Source organism: Aestuariivirga litoralis, from assembly GCF_003234965.1.
Lineage (GTDB): Bacteria > Pseudomonadota > Alphaproteobacteria > Rhizobiales > Aestuariivirgaceae > Aestuariivirga > Aestuariivirga litoralis.
Genome location: NZ_QKVK01000002.1, coordinates 266,919 through 281,875, shown reverse-complemented (window position 1 = coordinate 281,875; position 14,957 = coordinate 266,919). Strand labels below are relative to the sequence as shown.

The window sequence follows — 14,957 nt, the reverse complement described above, 5'->3', positions numbered from 1 at the left end:
GATGGCAGCCAGCCGCGGGTTTCGACTGATCGCGTGCTGGCTCATCGGCCTTGCCGTCTCTTTCTGTCTTCTCATGCCGCTGCCGGCGGGCCGGGCCGACGACTATGAGGTCGACCTGGCACTGGTGCTGGCGATAGACTGTTCCTTCAGCGTCGACTCCCGTGAATTCGCCGTGCAGATGCGCGGCCTGGGCCAGGCCTTCCAGACCGAGGCCGTGAAGCGGGCGATCGCGCAGGGCGTGCGCCAGCGCATCGCGGTGACGGCCGTGCAATGGTCGGATGACCGCAACCAGAAGGTCGTGGTGCCGTGGACGGTCGTATCCGGCGGGGCCGATGCCGACGAGCTGGGCCAGATCTTCATGCACACCCAGCGCCAGTTGACGGAGGGCGGGACGTCGCTGTCCATGGCGCTGACCTTTTCCTCCGCGCTGTTTGCCGCCGCCCCCGCCGCCGAGCGCCGCGTGATCGACGTGTCGACCGACGGCCGCAACAACAGCGGGCCGCCGGTGGCGCCGGTGCGGGACCGCGTGGTGGCCCAGGGCATCACCATCAACGGCCTGACGATCCTGAACGAGTGGCCAACGCTCGACACCTATTTCGAGGCCAACGTGGCCGGCGGCACGGGCCACTTCGTCATCCCCGCCAATGACTATGATGCCTATGCGCAAGCCATCCTGCGCAAGCTGCTGCGCGAGATCACCGGGCCTGGCATCACCTGATTTCGAAGAGAGTGCCTCATGTCCAGCTTCACCCTGAGCTTCGTTCCTGAAATCCGCTTCGGCGCAGGCCGCCTTGGCGACATCGCACCGCTGGCGGAGGCGAAGGCGGGGAAGGGGGCAGCCGTGCTGCTCGTCGCCGATCCGGCACTGAAGGAACTCGGCATCACGGCGCAGGCCGTCGACATTCTCGCCAGGGCCGGACACGCAACGGAGGTCTATGACGGGTTCACCGGCGAACCCTCGGTCGCCGACATCGATGCCGCCGCGACGCAGGCGCGCCGGCATGACGCGAAAGCGGTGATCGGGCTGGGCGGTGGTTCGGCGCTGGACACGGCAAAGCTCGTCGCCTGCTGCGCGGTGTCGGGTCAGCCCGCCGCCGCCTATGCGCTCCGCGCCACGCCCTTGCCGAAGAACCGCTTGGCCCTCATTGCCGTGCCGACGACGGCGGGCACCGGCTCCGAGGTGACGCGCGTCTCGGTCTATGCCGATGCGAACAAGGTGAAGGTCTGGGCCTGGGGCGAGGAGCTGAAGCCGGACGTGGCGATCCTCGACCCGGAGCTGTCCGTCGCACTGCCTGCAGCGGTGACGGCCGGATCGGGGCTCGATGCGCTGGTGCACGCGATCGAGGCGGCCACCAACAAGCAGGCCAATCCCGGCAATGATCTTTATTGCCTCAAGGCCATCAGCCTCATTGCCGCCAATCTCGAGCGCGCGGTGACGCATCCCGCTGACCTCGCGGCCCGTGGCGCCATGCTGCTCGCCGCCTGCTATGGCGGCATCGGCATCGACAATTGTGGAACCGCACTGGCCCACAACATTTCCCATGCGGTGGCCAATCTCGCACCCATTGCGCATGGCCGGGCCACCGGCCTCGCCATGCTGGCCACCATGGATTGGGTTGCGGAAGGAAACCGCCCGGGCTTCGCGCGCGTAAGCGAGGCCATGGGTACGAATGATGCAGTGGCGGGTTTCGACCGCCTTGTCCGGGCGAGCGGAGTGGCCGTGTCGCCCGGCCTTTCCGGTATAACGGCGGAGGCGTTGGCGAGGCACATGGCCGCCCCCGCCAATGCCCCGATGCGCAAGTCGACGCTGCGCTACCCAACGGACGGTGACCTCGTGATGCTGGCCGAGCGCTTCCTGTCGCTACGCTGAGCTGATAGATCGACCGGCATGAATCAGGACCTCTTTGACAACGTGCGCCGTCTGGTCACCACCGCGGCAGCAGGGCTCGCGGCCCGGCGGGGCGAAGGCCTTGCCGAGGTGCTGGAGCGCCTTGCGCAACAGGACATCGGACCAGGCGCCTTCCGTGAACCCGAACCGCGCAGCCTTCCGGTCCTGAGGCATCTGCCGCAATGTGTCGGCGAGGCCATGGTGCTCGATCCCCGCCTCGCCTCCGCCATCGCGTCGGTTGAGGATGCGCTGCAGTGGCAGCAGTCGGCTAGCTATACGGACGATCTTCTCGGCGCCGGTTTCTCCGAGAATTATGGCTGGGCGGAGATCATCGGCCCGCGCGGATTTTTCCCGGGCGATGACGTCCTGCTCGGCCTCCTGATGCTGGGGCCGGAGCGGCATTACCGCGATCACTACCATCCCGCGCCCGAACTCTACTGGCCGCTCACGGCGGGAAGCTTCTGGAGCCGCGACGGCGGCCCCTTCGTGGAACAGCCGCAGGGCGCCATCATCTGGCATCCGTCCATGGCGCTGCATGCCACCATCACCCGCGCCACACCTCTTCTGGCCCTGTGGTGCTGGACGCGGGACACGGCGACGCCGGCGCAACTGGCATGAGCGCGCTTGCCCTGTTGCGGCTGGTGCTGACCATCGCCGTGCTCGCCTATGTGGCCATCGCGGTCTTCATGTATCTCCAGCAGCGCAGTTTCCAGTACCACCCTGCGCACAAGGGTACCCCGCCCCAGGCACTGGGTCTGGCGAACGTCACCGAGGAACGGGTGACAACGCCCGACGGCGAGACCATCGTGCTGTGGTATTCCCCCGCACGGCCGGGCCAGCCCACCGTGCTGTTCTTCCATGGCAATGGCGGCGAGGTCGCCGACCGGACGGAGCGCTTCGCCTTTCTGCAGGCGCAGGGCCTCGGCGTGATGTTCGTCTCCTACCGCGGTTATGGTGCGAGCACCGGCAAGATCTCGGAGCAGGGCCTCCTCACCGATGCGCTGACGGCCTATGACGTGCTGCGGGCGAAGGGCGTGCCACCGGACCGCATCATGCTGCTGGGCGAGTCGCTTGGCACCGGTGTCGCGGTGCAGCTCGCCGCGCAAAGGCCCGTGGCCGCTGTCGCGCTGGAAGCGCCCTACACCGCGACGGTCGACATCGCGGCCGACATCTACTGGTGGCTCCCGGTGCGCCTCCTCATGAAGGACCAGTTCCGCACGAGGGACCACATCGCCCGGGTGAAGGCGCCGCTCCTGATCCAGCATGGCGATGCCGACACCATCGTGCCCGTGGCGCAGGGCCGCGCACTCTTCGCCATGGCCAATGAGCCGAAGCGGCTGGTGATCGTGCCGGGCGAAGGCCATGATGCGGTGTTCGACCGCGGTGTCTGGGAGCGCGAGGTGGCATTTTTCCGGGAGTCGGTGCCTCTCCGATAGCCGTCACCCACTTGGCATGATACATCCTTGGCGTGCTTAATCCGCCGGATGTGACAGTCATGGACGACTTTCCGTTCCCCGAGCTCGAATCCGACGCGCCGGCCATCGCCCGGTTCGTGACACGCGAAAACGCCCGCACCGAAGCAGCCTTCGGTGGCCCGGCGCGGGCGGCCGAGGAGGCTGCGTTGCGGAGCATCCTGGAGGCTCCGGACGACATTTGGCATCTCGCCCGCCGCGGATCCTTCATCTACACCTTCCGCCAGACGGCTGATCATCCGCGCGGACGCTGGCTTCGCCTGCCCGAGGCCGTGCCGATCACGCCCGAGGCGCCCTGGGAGACGGTCTTCGACCTCGACGCGTTCTGCGCCGGAACCGGCAGGCTGTGGGACTGGCGCGGAACCCAGACCAACCCGTTCAATGCCGCGCAGGTGCTGATCCAGCTGTCCGAGGAAAGCTCCGACCTGACGCGCAGCGTGGAATTCGATCTCGAACGGTGCAGCTTCGTGCCGGGCGGTTTCGACATCGGGCCCGACCGCAGCGAAGCGCGCTGGGAAGGCCCGGACAGCCTGCTGCTGGCATCCGCCGCGCCGGGCGATGCGACACGCTCCGGGTGGCCCGGCGCCCTGCGGCGGCTGAAGCGGGGGGGCAAGCGGGAAGAGGCAAGCCTGCTGCTTCGCACCGATGACGATAACCTGGAGGTATCGGGCTGGGTCAGCCGGCTTGGCGGACGCGAACTCTTCGCGGTGCACCTGGAGTACAAGGCCATCGGCAAGGCGCGCGTCACGCTGCTGCGGGCGGGCCGTGGGCCGGTGGTGCTGCCCAATCCGCCCGACACCATTCCGGCCTTCAATCATGCCTTCTGCGCCTGGGTCGCGAGCGAGGAGGGCGTGCATCCCTCCGGCACGCTGGTGATCAGCCGTCACGACGGCAGCGACGAGCGGATCCTGTTCGCGCCGCGCGCCGGGGGCGCCGTGCGGTCACCTGACCTCGTCTTCGCGGGCGACTGGCTGGTGTGGACCGAGATGCGCCAGCTCGTGCCTCACATCATGGCGCTCGATACGCGCCGGGTGGACGCGACCCCGCAGGAAATCATCCCGCCGGTGGTGGCGGACACCATGCGGGTCCTGCCCTTCGATACGCAGCCGGACCTCAGCGACGGCACGCTGGTGCTCACCGCCACGGGCTATCTCACGCCCATGCAATACTGGCTCTTCGACCTGTCGAAGGGCGTGGAGGGCATCGGCTTCCGCCTGCTCCATGCCGCGCCGGGGCGCTTTGATGCGTCGGGCTGCGAGGTGGCGCTGTGGTCGGCGCGGAGCGATGACGGGGTGCAGATTCCCTATCACGTCGTGCTGCCGCGGGGCCATGCGGGGCGGGGTGACCTTGCGGTGCTGCTCCATGGCTATGGCGGCTTCGGCATCAGCCTCGATCCGGGCTATCGCGCCCTCACGGGAAAGGCGTGGATCGAGCGGGGCGGGGCCTATGTCGAGGCACATATCCGTGGTGGCGGCGAATTCGGCCCTGGCTGGCATGAACCCGCGAAGGGCGCCGGGCGCCAGCGCAGCTTCGCCGATTTTGCCGCCGTGGCGGCCGACCTCGTGGCGCGCGGCATCACCACGCAAGGCCACGTCGCATGCCATGGCATCTCCAATGGCGGGTTGCTCTGCGGCGTGATGCTGACGCGCTATCCCGAGCGCTTCGGCGCCGTCTGGGCCAATGTCGGAGTCCACGACATGCTGAACTTCACCCGCTTTCCCGCCGGGCGGGCCTGGATCGATGAATATGGCGATCCGGACGATCCCGAGGCGCGTGAATGGCTGCGGGCCTATTCACCCCTCCACAACATTCCCGACCGGCCCCTGCCGCCGGCCCTGATCGACACTCATGAGCGGGACGACAGGGTGGACCCTTCGCACGCACGCCGCTTCGCGGCTGCGCTGCGGGCGGCGGGGCACCAGCCATTCTACATGGAACATCGCGGCGGCCATGGTGGCGGCGGTGCGAGTTTCGAGACGGCACGCGAAATGGCGCTGGGCTTTGCCTTCCTGCGCTGGGCGCTGAAGCTCGATCAGTAGCCCGGCGGCGGCACGAAGCCCGCATATTCCCTTTCAAGCAGTTCGGCGAAGCGGATCGCGGTGTAGTCGGCATATTGCCGGGTGATGATCTGCACGCCGGCGGGCAGGCCCTCGGGCGTGAGCCCCATGGGCGCCACGGTGGAGGGCAGCAGGAAGCAGCCGGAGTAACCCGCCCAGAACAATTGATCCGTAGTCGGAACAGGCCTGCCGTTGACCGTGATCTTGCGCTCATGGCGCTCGCCCACATGGTCATGCGGGAAGGCGGCGGAGGCCGCGGCGGGGCAGATCATCACGTCCCAGTCGTCGAAGAACTGGTCCCACAACAGACGCATCTGGTGGCGGCGCTCGTTGTATCTGAGCCAGTCGCGGTGCGGCAGCACATAGGCGCGCAGCATCTTGGTGAGGTAGCTGTCGTCCCTCGGGTCGGAGGCCGCGACCTTGGCGGAATTGGCCGCGAACTCCGCATCGGACTGGCGGCGGCTCGTCGCCGAGCGCAGCAGCGCGATATAGACATCCATCGCCTCCTTGCTGGTGAAGGCGGGGCGCGCCGTGGTGGAGAGCTTCTTGACCCTCCTGCCGAGGAACTGGGTGAGCTTGCCCAGCAGGTCCTGCACGCTCAAGTCCACCTCCGACTGCTCGTCGGTGACCATCACGGCAACACGGAACTCCTTCAGCGTCTTCTGCGGCGCGGGCGGGAGGGTGAGGGCATAGCCGCGCGCCTCCGGCCCCACGGGTCCGGCGATGATCTTCATCATCGTGGCGAGGTCGCGCGCCGAACGGGCCAGCGGGCCTGCCACCGTGATGTCGCCCGGCTGCACCACGCCGGGCAGCAAATGACCCTGGTAGGGCACCACGCCCCAGGTGGGCTTGTGGCCATAGACGCCGCAGTAATGTGCCGGATTGCGGATCGAGGCGCCGATGTCGGAGCCGATCTCGAGCGCCGACATGCCGGTGGCCAATGCCACCGCGGACCCGCCCGACGAGCCGCCGGGTGCACGCGCCAGGTCCCACGGGTTGTTGGTGGTGCCGTAGATGGCGTTGTAGCTCTGCCAGTCGGCCAGCATGAGCGGCACATTGGTCTTGCCATAGACCACGGCACCCGCCGCCTCCAGCCGCTGCATGGCCACCGCATCGGTCGAGGCGATATTGTCCCTGAAGCGCGGGTCACCCCAGGTGGAGGGAAGCCCCTTCATGTCGAAGCTTTCCTTGGCGGTCATCGGCACGCCGTCGAAGGGGCCCATGGGCTTTCCCGCCTTCAGCCGCCGGTCCGCCGCGCGGGCAGCCTTTTTGGCGCGGGGAATGTCGGTCACCACCACGGCATTGAGCGCCTTGTTGTGTGCCTTGTATTGGTCGAGGCAATCTTCCAGCAGGGCGGTGGCGGTGGTTTTCCCCGAGCGCAGCAGGCGGGCGAGCTCGGTGGCGGAACGGAAATGGAGGGGAAGGGCGGGCATGGCGAACTCCTGTCGGTGCCAGCCTATCGCCGCATGCCAGAACTGCAATCCCCCGGGCTGACGGGCAGCCCTGCACGGTATAGAGAGCCGCGATGGACCGCCGCGCCCTCATCATCGGATATTCGCTCGTCGCGGCGGGCTCGGCACTCTTCGCCTCCAAGGCCATCTTCATCAAGCTGGCCTATGTGGAGCGCTACGATGCGCTGCTCATCCTCGCCTGGCGCATGGTCTTCGCGCTGCCCGTCTTCGTGGTGGTGGGGGCAATCGAGGTGGCGCGCAGAAGGGCCGAGGGCAGGCCCATGCCGCGGCGGGGTGCTGTCCTGGGGGCGATCGGCATCGGCCTCATTGGCTACTATCTGGCCATGATCCTCGATTTTGGCGGGCTGCTCTATGTCACGGCCCAGCTCGAGCGGCTGGCCCTCTTCACATATCCGATCTTCCTCATCTTCATCGGGGCGGCCTTCTTCGGCATGAAGCTCACCCGGACAAGCCTGATCGCGGCGCTCGTCTCCTATCTCGGCCTCGCGGTGGTCTTCGCCACGGACTTCAGCGAGGGCGGGTCCAATGTGTCGCTCGGCACGCTGCTGGTGCTGGGCTCGGCGGTCGCCTTCGCTGTCTACCAGCTGATGGCCAAGCGCTATATCTCCGAGATGGGGGCAACGCTCTTCACCTCGGTGGCGCTCTCCGCCGCGGCCATCACCACGCTGGCCCATGTCTTCATCGTGCGCGGCCACCTCGATACCTCGATGTCCTGGCACTACTTCCTGCTGGCGGCAGGCACGGGGCTTCTCGCCACGGTGATTCCATCCTTCTTCGTCAACGCAGGAATGGCGAAGATCGGCGCCACCTCGACCGCGATGATCTCCAACGTCTCGCCGCTGCTGACGATCTATTTCGCCGTCGTGCTGCTGGGCGAGGCCTTCACCTGGTCACATGCGCTGGGAACGGCGCTGGTGGTGGGCGGGGTGGGCTATCACACGTGGAGGGAACTCAGGAAGCCGGCACGCGAAGCTCCACCTTGAATGCCGTCATTCCGGCGAAGGCCGGAATCCAGCTTTGGTTCAGCACCCGCGGTCAAAAGAGCTACCCCCCTTCGCCGGTGTGACGGCAGGGAGGGGTTGACGGGCAAAGAAAAGGCCGGGCGTTGCGGCCCGGCCGTTTAAGTTTGGGAGGAAATTGTCGCGTCGGCTCAGCTCACGTTGTCCGGCAGCACTTCCTTGCGCTTTGCCATGAAGGCCTGCAGCTGCTCGTCGATGCTCTCGTCGAGTGCGGGGGCTTCATAGTCGCGCAGCATCTGCTTCCAGCGCTCGTTGGCGCGGACGACGATGTCCTTCTCGCCCTCGTCGCGCCACTGCTCGAAGGAGTTGTTGTCGGCGAGGCCCGAACGCCAGAAGGCGGTCTCGAAATTGGCCTGGGTGTGGGCGCAGCCCAGGTAATGCGAGCCGGGGCCCACCTCGCGGATGGCGTCCAGCGCCTGGCCGTTCTCGGAGAAGTCGACGCCCTGCGCGAATTTCTGGAACATGGTCAGCTGGTCGGCATCCATGATCAGCTTCTCGTAGCCGGATGCGAGGCCGCCCTCGAGCCAGCCCGCGGCATGGAGGCAGAAATTGACGCCCGAAAGCAGCGTCGACCACATGGTGTTGGCGCTCTCATAGGCCGCCTGCGCATCGGGAAGCTTCGAGCCGCAGAGGCTGCCGCCGGAGCGGAAGGGAACGCCCATGCGGCGCGCAAGCTGGGCCGCGCCGAAGGTGACCATGGCAGGCTCGGGGCTGCCGAAGGTCGGCGCACCCGACTGCATCGACATCGAGGCCGCGAAGGTGCCGAAGACCACCGGCGCACCGGGGCGGCAGAGCTGCGTGAAGGCGATGCCGACCGAGGCTTCCGCCAGGATCTGCGTCAGCGTGCCGACCGTGGTCACCGGCGACATGGCGCCCGCGACGATGAAGGGCGAGATCACGCAGGCCTGGTTGGCGCGGGCGAGAACCTTGAGGGCGCCGAGCATGACGCCGTCCCACACCATCGGCGAATTGGCGTTGATGAGCGAGGTCATCACGCAGTTCTGGTCGACGAAGTCCTTGCCGAAGACCATCTCCGCCATGGCGACCGAGTCGGCCGAGCGCTCGCCCGCCGTCACCGAGGCCATGAAGGGCTTATCGGAATACTTGATGTGGGTGTAGATCATGTCGAGGTGGCGCTTGGCCACCGGAATGTCGACGGGCTCGCACAGCGTGCCGCCGGCATGGTGCAGGCTCGGCAGCATGTAGACGAGCTTGGCGAAGTTGCGGAAGTCCTCGATCGTGGCGTAGCGGCGGCCCTCGTCGAGGTTGCGGATGAAGGGCGGGCCATAGACGGGCGCGAAGACCGTGTTGTTGCCGCCGATCGTCACGTTGTTGGCGGGGTTGCGCGCATGCTGGACGTATTCGCGGGGCGCCGTCTTGATGAGCGAGCGGACGAGGCCCTTGGGGAAGCGCACGCGGAAGCGCTTGGGGTCGGTGGCAGACGGCTTCACGTCGGCGCCCGCGTCCTTCCACATGCGGACGGCTTCCTCGTCCTCGTAGAAGTCGATGCCGACTTCCTGCAGCACGATCTCGGCATTGGCTTCGATCAGCTCGAGTTGATCGTCGCTGAAGGGCTCATAAGGCTTGATGGCGCGGCGGATGAAGCCGGACTGCCTGACGGCGGTCGAGGTACGGGCGGCGCGGCGGGCATCGGCACCCCCGCGGGCGCGGCGGCCGGAGGACGAGGCGGGCTGGACGTCGGTCATGTCAAAGGCCTGTTGAGAAGTTTTCACGTGGAGCGGATTTACGCTCAACCGGCCATGGCGGCGTGGATTAAAACGTCAGAGAACAGCCAAGAAACGACGCGGCGTGGTGCAGCCTACTGGAACCGGGCCGACACCACGGTGTCCTTGCGCAGGGTCACGCCGCAGTAATCGCCTGTGACCTGGCAGGGGCCCGTCCAGCCGGCAAAATTCGAGATGGGCGGCTCGCCTTCTCCGCCGACGGTCAGGGGGTTCAATCCGATCTGCGTGCCGACTGGGTAGAAGCCGGAAAAGCTGCCATAGGAATTTGTGACCTCTCCCAGGGCCGTGACCTGGACCCCTCCCGGCGCCGGCCCTATCTTGACCGTCAGCCTCGCGCCGGGCGCGAAACGCGCCGTCACCGACTTCGGCGACCACACGTCGAAGTCACATGGGCTGCGCGTGCAGTCTCCTGTCCAGCCGGCGAAGGCCTGCCCAGGGGCCGGGGCCGTCCTCAGCCCGACGGAGGAGCCCATTGGCACGTACAGCGAGCAGCTGGCGGTGCAGGCCGCCACGGCCCACGGATTGATCCTGACGGAGCCCTTGCCGATGATCGTGACGTTCACCTGCTGAACCTCTTCGAATGCGGCATCCACCTGGATGCGCGGCGTGACGGCGCCATTGCGCTGATCGGTGATCGGCCTGCCCGAATGCCGCAGGGCGACGCGCAGCGTGCCGACCGGCGCCTGCGGGAACTTCTGCCGGAGAATGGCGAAGGCCGCCGCCACGTGCGCCGCCGCCATGGACGTTCCGGAGAGCGTGTCGAAGCCGCCACCGGGAACCGAGGAATAGATCGCAGCGCCCGGAGCGAGGAGGGAGAGGAAGGGAGCGGAGTTGGAGAAACAGGCAACGTCGTCAACCCTCGCCGCTGGTCCGCCCGCGTCGCAGGGTGCTGCCGCCGCATCGAACACCGCGCCGACGCTGACCGCGCTGCTCAGGCAGGCGGGAAAGGCAAGCCCGTCTAGGAAACCGTCGTTGCCGCTTGCGGCGACAACCGCGACGTTGCTGGCATACAGCAGTCGGAACGCCGCATCGGCGGCGGGGTAGGCGTCGTCACAGTATTCGGTGAATTTGGCCGTTCCGCCCAGGCTGAGATTGACAGCCGCGATCGTATTGGATTTTGCCAGCTTCGCCACCCGCTCGAGCCCGGCGATCATGTCGCTGACCATCACGAAGCTTCCGCCATCGTCATGGGACGCGACGCGCACGGACATCAGCCTGGCGTCTGGCGCGATGCCGGAGAAGGCGGCGCCACGCCCCGCCGCGATGCCCGCAACATGCGTGCCGTGTTCGCAGCCCGCCCAGGTGCAGGGCACGGCCGAACCCGCCGCGGTCGATTCCGTCCGCCTGCCCGGACATTGGCCGAGATAGGAGTAGCAGGCTTCGGAGATCACCTTGCCCTTCAGAAACGGGTGCGTCTTGTCGATGCCGGAGTCGAGGACGGCAATCGTCTGGCCCTTGCCGGTGAAGCCTGCGAGCCAGGCCGCCGGCGCGCCGATCTGCGGCCCGGACTGCTGCAGCTGGCTGGTGAGCCTGCCATTGTCCTCGAGCGTCAGAATGGCCGTGTCGGCGCCGAGCAGCTGCAGGTCTGCGGCGGTCACCTGCAGGGCGGCGAAGGGCAGGGTGGTGTAGGTCCGGAGGCGGTCAGGCGCCCGCTTGATGATGGATGCATAGCGCACCCGGAACGCGGCGGCGGCCGCTGCGATGGCCCGCTCCTGGGCGGCAGCGGCCTTCGGATCGAGCTCCGCTTCGGGCGAGAATGGCACGTTGAAGCCAACGATCACGTCGACCGTTCCCGCTTGCACGGCCTTCGCCGTCAGCGCCTGCAGCGCGGCGGTGCGCTGTGCTGCGGCAAGATCAGCCCTTTCGGCGGCGGATGAAGGAGCCCCGAGCGCAAATACGCCCAGGAATACAGCCAGGAACAAGCGTCGCATTGCGGCTCCTTACTCGTCTTTAACGTGTGTTCACCTCCCTAAACTCCCACGCGATGGATGTATAGTTAAATCTGCCGTAACGTCAGGAACATCAGAATTCCACCTTCAGCCGCTCCAGCCCATGGAAATGATAGGCATTCCGGTAACGGGGCGGTTCGGCCAGCGCCAGCCGCGGCAGGCGCTGGAACAGGAGTGGCAGGGCGACCTGCAGTTCGAGGCGCGCCAGCGGCGCGCCGATGCAGAAATGGATGCCCGCACCGAAGGCCACCTGCGGGTTGGGCTCCCTGTTCCGGATGAAGCGGTCGGGCTCGGGGAAGCGCGCCGGGTCGCGGTTGGCCGCCCCCAGCATGAGGCCGACGCTCTCACCTTTCTTCAGGCGGATCCCCGCATAGTCGAGGTCTTCCAGCGCATAGCGGGTGAAGAGGTGGAGCGGCGGGTCGTATCTGAGGGTTTCCTCGACGCAGGCCTCGTCGATGCCGTCGCGGATGTTCTGTTCGAGCAGGCACTTGATGCCGTTGCCCAGCGCATGGACGGTGGCCTCGTGGCCGGCGTTCAGGAGCAGGATGGCGGTGGTGACGAGCTCGTCTTCCGTCAGCTTCGCGCCCTGTTCCTCCGCCCGGATGAGCGCGGAGAGGAGATCGTCCTTCGGCTGCTTCCGGCGCGCGGTGATGTAGTCCCGCATGAAAGCGGAGAAGGCGACGGTGGCCTTCACCGCGCGGTCCTCGATCGCGCGGTCGCGGCGGGCCTGGTACATCGCAACCATGTCGTGCGACCAGGCGAGCAGCTGCTGCGCCATGTCGGTGGGGACACCGAGCAGATCGCAGATGACGATGACCGGGATGGGCGTGGCGAATTCGCTGAGCAGCTCTGCCTCGCCGCGCCCTTCGAAACGGTCGATCAGGCCATTGGCAAGGCGCGTGATGGCGGGCCTGAGCCGCTCCACCTGGCGCGACAGGAAGGAGCGGTTGATGAGGCTGCGCAGCCTCGTGTGCACCGGCGGCTCAAGCTCCAGCAGCGAATGCGATTCGAAGTCGTAGAAGGGCTTGAGGTGCTGCGGCGTCTCGGCCCAGCCCAGTTCGTCGCGGCTCGCAACATGCAGGATCTGGCGGCCGAAGCGGCGATCGCGCAGCAGGGCGTTGACGTCCTCGAAGCGGGCGAAGCACCAGATGCCATAGTGTTCCCATCTGAACACGGGAAGGTCCGCCCGGATGGCGTGATAGGCGGGGTAGGGGTCGTTGTAGAAGTCCGGGTCCACCGGATCGAGGATCACGGAACGACGAGCTTTATCAATGCGCATGGCTGCCATCTTCCTGCGAATTCGCATTCCGGCGCAAGTCCGGCTATGAAGCTTCGAGGTTTGGGGGAAGAACATGAAGGTCTACATCAGCGTCGACATCGAAGGCTGCGCCGGCATCACCCACTGGGACGAGGCCGGGAAGAACCATGCCGACTGGCAGGAATTCCGCGAGCAGATGACAAGGGAAGCCGTCGCCGCCATCGAGGGCGCCAAGATCGCGGGGGCCAGCGAGATCCTGGTGAAGGATGCCCATTCCTCCGGCCGCAACATCATCGCCTCCATGCTGCCGGCCGACGTGCGGCTGATCCGGGCATGGCAGGGGCACCCGCTCTGCATGGTGCAGGACCTCGACGAGAGCTTCGATGCGGTGATGATGATCGGCTACCATTCCGCCGCGGGTTCCGAGGAGAACAGCCTCGCCCACACGCTGTCGCATGATGCCGCCGAGATCCGCATCAACGGGCGGCGCGCGTCCGAATACCTGATCCATGCGCTGGCCTCCTCCATGCTGGGCGTGCCGACGGTGTTCGTGAGCGGCGACAGGGGGCTGATGGCGGAAATCGAGGAGGTGAACCCGCATGTCGGACGCTGCGCGGTGAAGGAAGGCCGCGGCCAGTCCACCATCTCCATGACGCCCGCCGCGGCGGTGAAGGCGATCCGCGACGGGGCCGCCGCCGCGCTGCGCGGTGACCTCAAGGCCTCGCTGCTCGAGGTGCCGGAGCACGTGATCGTCGAGATCGCCTATTCCAACCCGGTGCTGGCGGCGCGCCACCAGTGGTATCCCGGCATGGAACATGTCGGAAACCGCACCGTTCGCTTCGAGACCAACCACTATTTCGACGTGCTGCGCATGCTCAACTACGTGACGTGATGCGGGGAACGGACAGGCTCAGTGTCGAATTCATCGTGCTCGTGGCGTTGCTCAACGCCATGGTGGCGATGTCGATCGACACGATGCTGCCTGCCATCGGCACCATCGCCCATGAACTGGGCGCCGCAGATCCCAACAGCCGGCAATACATCATCACCACCTTCTTCGCCGGGCTGACGCTGGGAACGCTGATCTACGGCCCATGGTCGGATGCGCTGGGCAGGAAGCCCACCATCGTCATCGGCCTCAGCTTCTATGCGCTGGGCTCGCTGATCTGCCTGTTCTCGGTCAACTTCCCGATGATCCTCATCGGCCGCTTCATCCAGGGCTTCGGCGCATCCTCGCCGCGCATCGTGTCGATCGCCATGGTGCGCGACGGTCAGGCGGGGGCGGCCATGGCGCGCGTCATGTCCTTCGTGATGATGGTGTTCATGCTGGTGCCGATGCTGGCGCCCTCCGTCGGCACGCTGGTGCTCTTGTTCGTCGGCTGGCGCATGATCTTCGTCGGCTTCCTCGTGGTCGGCATCGTGGCAGGGCTGTGGCTGTGGTTCCGCCAGGACGAGACGCTGCCGCGCGAGAAGCGCACGCCGCTGGCCGTCTCCTCGCTCATCAACGCTGCGGGCGAGGTGCTGAGAAACCCCATCGCCATGGGCTACACGGTGGGGGCGGGCACCATCTTCGGCGCCTTCATCATCTATCTCGGCACCTCGCAGCAGGTCTTCGCCGAGCTCTATGGCCAGGGCGCCTATTTCGCCCTGTGGTTCGCCTTCTTCGCCGGCGGCATGGCCATCGCCATGATGGTCAATGCCCGCCTTGTCATGCGCTATGGCATGCGGAAGCTGTCGAAATGGTCGCTCCGCGGCTTCCTGACGCTCTCGGCGGTGGCGCTGGTGGTGAGCCTGCTCATGGGGGGCCTGCCGCCGCTGTGGTTCATCGCGGGCTACCTGTTCCTCAGCTTCTTCTGCTCGGGCCTGCTGTTCGGCAATTTCAACGCCATCGCCATGGAGCCGATGGGCCGTATCGCCGGCATGGCGGCGGCCATCATCGGCTCGCTTTCCTCCCTCATCGCCATCCTGACCGGGGGTTACATCGGCCAGCTCTACAATGGCACGGTGATCCCGCTGGTGGCGGGCTTCGCCGGGCTGGGGCTGGTCACATTCGCCGTCACCGAATGGGCGGAGCGCCACCGCAGGAGGTGAGGTTTC

General features: G+C 66.8%; 12 protein-coding genes. 8 read left to right on the top strand and 4 right to left on the bottom strand.

The window, feature by feature from the left end; all coding sequences use genetic code 11:
* The first annotated feature begins 1 nt into the window (after window position 1).
* The 5 genes from DK847_RS05265 to DK847_RS05245 are packed head-to-tail and all read left to right on the top strand — an operon-like array spanning window position 2 to window position 5,399.
* On the top strand, window positions 2-718 hold the full coding sequence (locus DK847_RS05265) for a DUF1194 domain-containing protein (protein WP_111196585.1): 717 nt from the start codon (window positions 2-4) through the stop codon (window positions 716-718).
* Between the two features lie 18 nt (window positions 719-736).
* A complete protein-coding gene (locus DK847_RS05260) occupies window positions 737-1,870 on the top strand; it encodes an iron-containing alcohol dehydrogenase (protein ID WP_111196584.1) in 1,134 nt (377 codons plus the stop codon).
* A gap of 18 nt (window positions 1,871-1,888) precedes the next feature.
* Window positions 1,889-2,506, top strand: a complete 618-nt coding sequence (locus tag DK847_RS05255; protein WP_111196583.1) for a dimethylsulfonioproprionate lyase family protein — start codon at window positions 1,889-1,891, stop codon at window positions 2,504-2,506.
* Window positions 2,503-3,324: an alpha/beta hydrolase gene (locus DK847_RS05250; RefSeq protein WP_146256053.1), complete on the top strand. Its 822-nt coding sequence runs from the start codon at window positions 2,503-2,505 to the stop codon at window positions 3,322-3,324. Before DK847_RS05255 ends, DK847_RS05250 begins: the two co-directional genes overlap by 4 nt.
* Window positions 3,325-3,383: 59 nt before the next feature.
* Window positions 3,384-5,399: a prolyl oligopeptidase family serine peptidase gene (locus DK847_RS05245; protein WP_111196581.1), complete on the top strand. Its 2,016-nt coding sequence runs from the start codon at window positions 3,384-3,386 to the stop codon at window positions 5,397-5,399.
* Here the strand turns inward: DK847_RS05245 and DK847_RS05240 are convergent.
* The gene (locus DK847_RS05240) at window positions 5,393-6,850 is read right to left on the bottom strand and encodes an amidase (protein ID WP_111196580.1); all 1,458 of its coding nucleotides are present in this window, start codon (window positions 6,848-6,850) and stop codon (window positions 5,393-5,395) included. The two genes, DK847_RS05245 and DK847_RS05240, sit on opposite strands and share 7 nt — an antisense overlap.
* A gap of 92 nt (window positions 6,851-6,942) precedes the next feature.
* Between DK847_RS05240 and DK847_RS05235 the strand changes: the two genes are divergently transcribed.
* Window positions 6,943-7,872 (top strand): DMT family transporter, encoded by a 930-nt coding sequence (locus DK847_RS05235; protein WP_111196579.1) that lies wholly within the window; start codon window positions 6,943-6,945, stop codon window positions 7,870-7,872.
* Between the two features lie 167 nt (window positions 7,873-8,039).
* Here DK847_RS05235 and DK847_RS05230 read toward each other — a convergent pair whose 3' ends face one another.
* The 3 genes from DK847_RS05230 to DK847_RS05220 form a co-directional block, all read right to left on the bottom strand.
* A complete protein-coding gene (locus tag DK847_RS05230; RefSeq protein WP_111196578.1) occupies window positions 8,040-9,614 on the bottom strand; it encodes a trimethylamine methyltransferase family protein in 1,575 nt (524 codons plus the stop codon).
* Between the two features lie 113 nt (window positions 9,615-9,727).
* Complete coding sequence (locus DK847_RS05225) at window positions 9,728-11,584, bottom strand: S8 family peptidase (protein WP_111196577.1); 1,857 nt, start codon at window positions 11,582-11,584, stop codon at window positions 9,728-9,730.
* A gap of 91 nt (window positions 11,585-11,675) precedes the next feature.
* Window positions 11,676-12,881 (bottom strand): cytochrome P450, encoded by a 1,206-nt coding sequence (locus tag DK847_RS05220; RefSeq protein WP_245414530.1) that lies wholly within the window; start codon window positions 12,879-12,881, stop codon window positions 11,676-11,678.
* Between the two features lie 73 nt (window positions 12,882-12,954).
* On the opposite strand from DK847_RS05220, the gene DK847_RS05215 reads away from it, so the two are divergent.
* Window positions 12,955-13,752: a M55 family metallopeptidase gene (locus DK847_RS05215; RefSeq protein ID WP_111196575.1), complete on the top strand. Its 798-nt coding sequence runs from the start codon at window positions 12,955-12,957 to the stop codon at window positions 13,750-13,752.
* The gene (locus tag DK847_RS05210) at window positions 13,752-14,951 is read left to right on the top strand and encodes a multidrug effflux MFS transporter (protein WP_111196574.1); all 1,200 of its coding nucleotides are present in this window, start codon (window positions 13,752-13,754) and stop codon (window positions 14,949-14,951) included. Before DK847_RS05215 ends, DK847_RS05210 begins: the two co-directional genes overlap by 1 nt.
* The last annotated feature ends 6 nt before the right edge of the window (window positions 14,952-14,957 follow it).

What these genes read in the sequence shown, in the direction of transcription:
- DK847_RS05265 (WP_111196585.1), top strand. Translation starts at nt 2, where the DNA reads ATGGCAGCCAGCCGCGGGTTTCGACTGATCGCGTGCTGGCTCATCGGC.
- DK847_RS05215 (WP_111196575.1), top strand. Translation starts at nt 12,955, where the DNA reads ATGAAGGTCTACATCAGCGTCGACATCGAAGGCTGCGCCGGCATCACC.
- DK847_RS05255 (WP_111196583.1), top strand. Translation starts at nt 1,889, where the DNA reads ATGAATCAGGACCTCTTTGACAACGTGCGCCGTCTGGTCACCACCGCG.
- DK847_RS05210 (WP_111196574.1), top strand. Translation starts at nt 13,752, where the DNA reads ATGCGGGGAACGGACAGGCTCAGTGTCGAATTCATCGTGCTCGTGGCG.
- DK847_RS05245 (WP_111196581.1), top strand. Translation starts at nt 3,384, where the DNA reads ATGGACGACTTTCCGTTCCCCGAGCTCGAATCCGACGCGCCGGCCATC.
- DK847_RS05235 (WP_111196579.1), top strand. Translation starts at nt 6,943, where the DNA reads ATGGACCGCCGCGCCCTCATCATCGGATATTCGCTCGTCGCGGCGGGC.
- DK847_RS05220 (WP_245414530.1), bottom strand. Translation starts at nt 12,881, where the DNA reads ATGCGCATTGATAAAGCTCGTCGTTCCGTGATCCTCGATCCGGTGGAC.
- DK847_RS05240 (WP_111196580.1), bottom strand. Translation starts at nt 6,850, where the DNA reads ATGCCCGCCCTTCCCCTCCATTTCCGTTCCGCCACCGAGCTCGCCCGC.
- DK847_RS05250 (WP_146256053.1), top strand. Translation starts at nt 2,503, where the DNA reads ATGAGCGCGCTTGCCCTGTTGCGGCTGGTGCTGACCATCGCCGTGCTC.
- DK847_RS05260 (WP_111196584.1), top strand. Translation starts at nt 737, where the DNA reads ATGTCCAGCTTCACCCTGAGCTTCGTTCCTGAAATCCGCTTCGGCGCA.
- DK847_RS05225 (WP_111196577.1), bottom strand. Translation starts at nt 11,584, where the DNA reads ATGCGACGCTTGTTCCTGGCTGTATTCCTGGGCGTATTTGCGCTCGGG.
- DK847_RS05230 (WP_111196578.1), bottom strand. Translation starts at nt 9,614, where the DNA reads ATGACCGACGTCCAGCCCGCCTCGTCCTCCGGCCGCCGCGCCCGCGGG.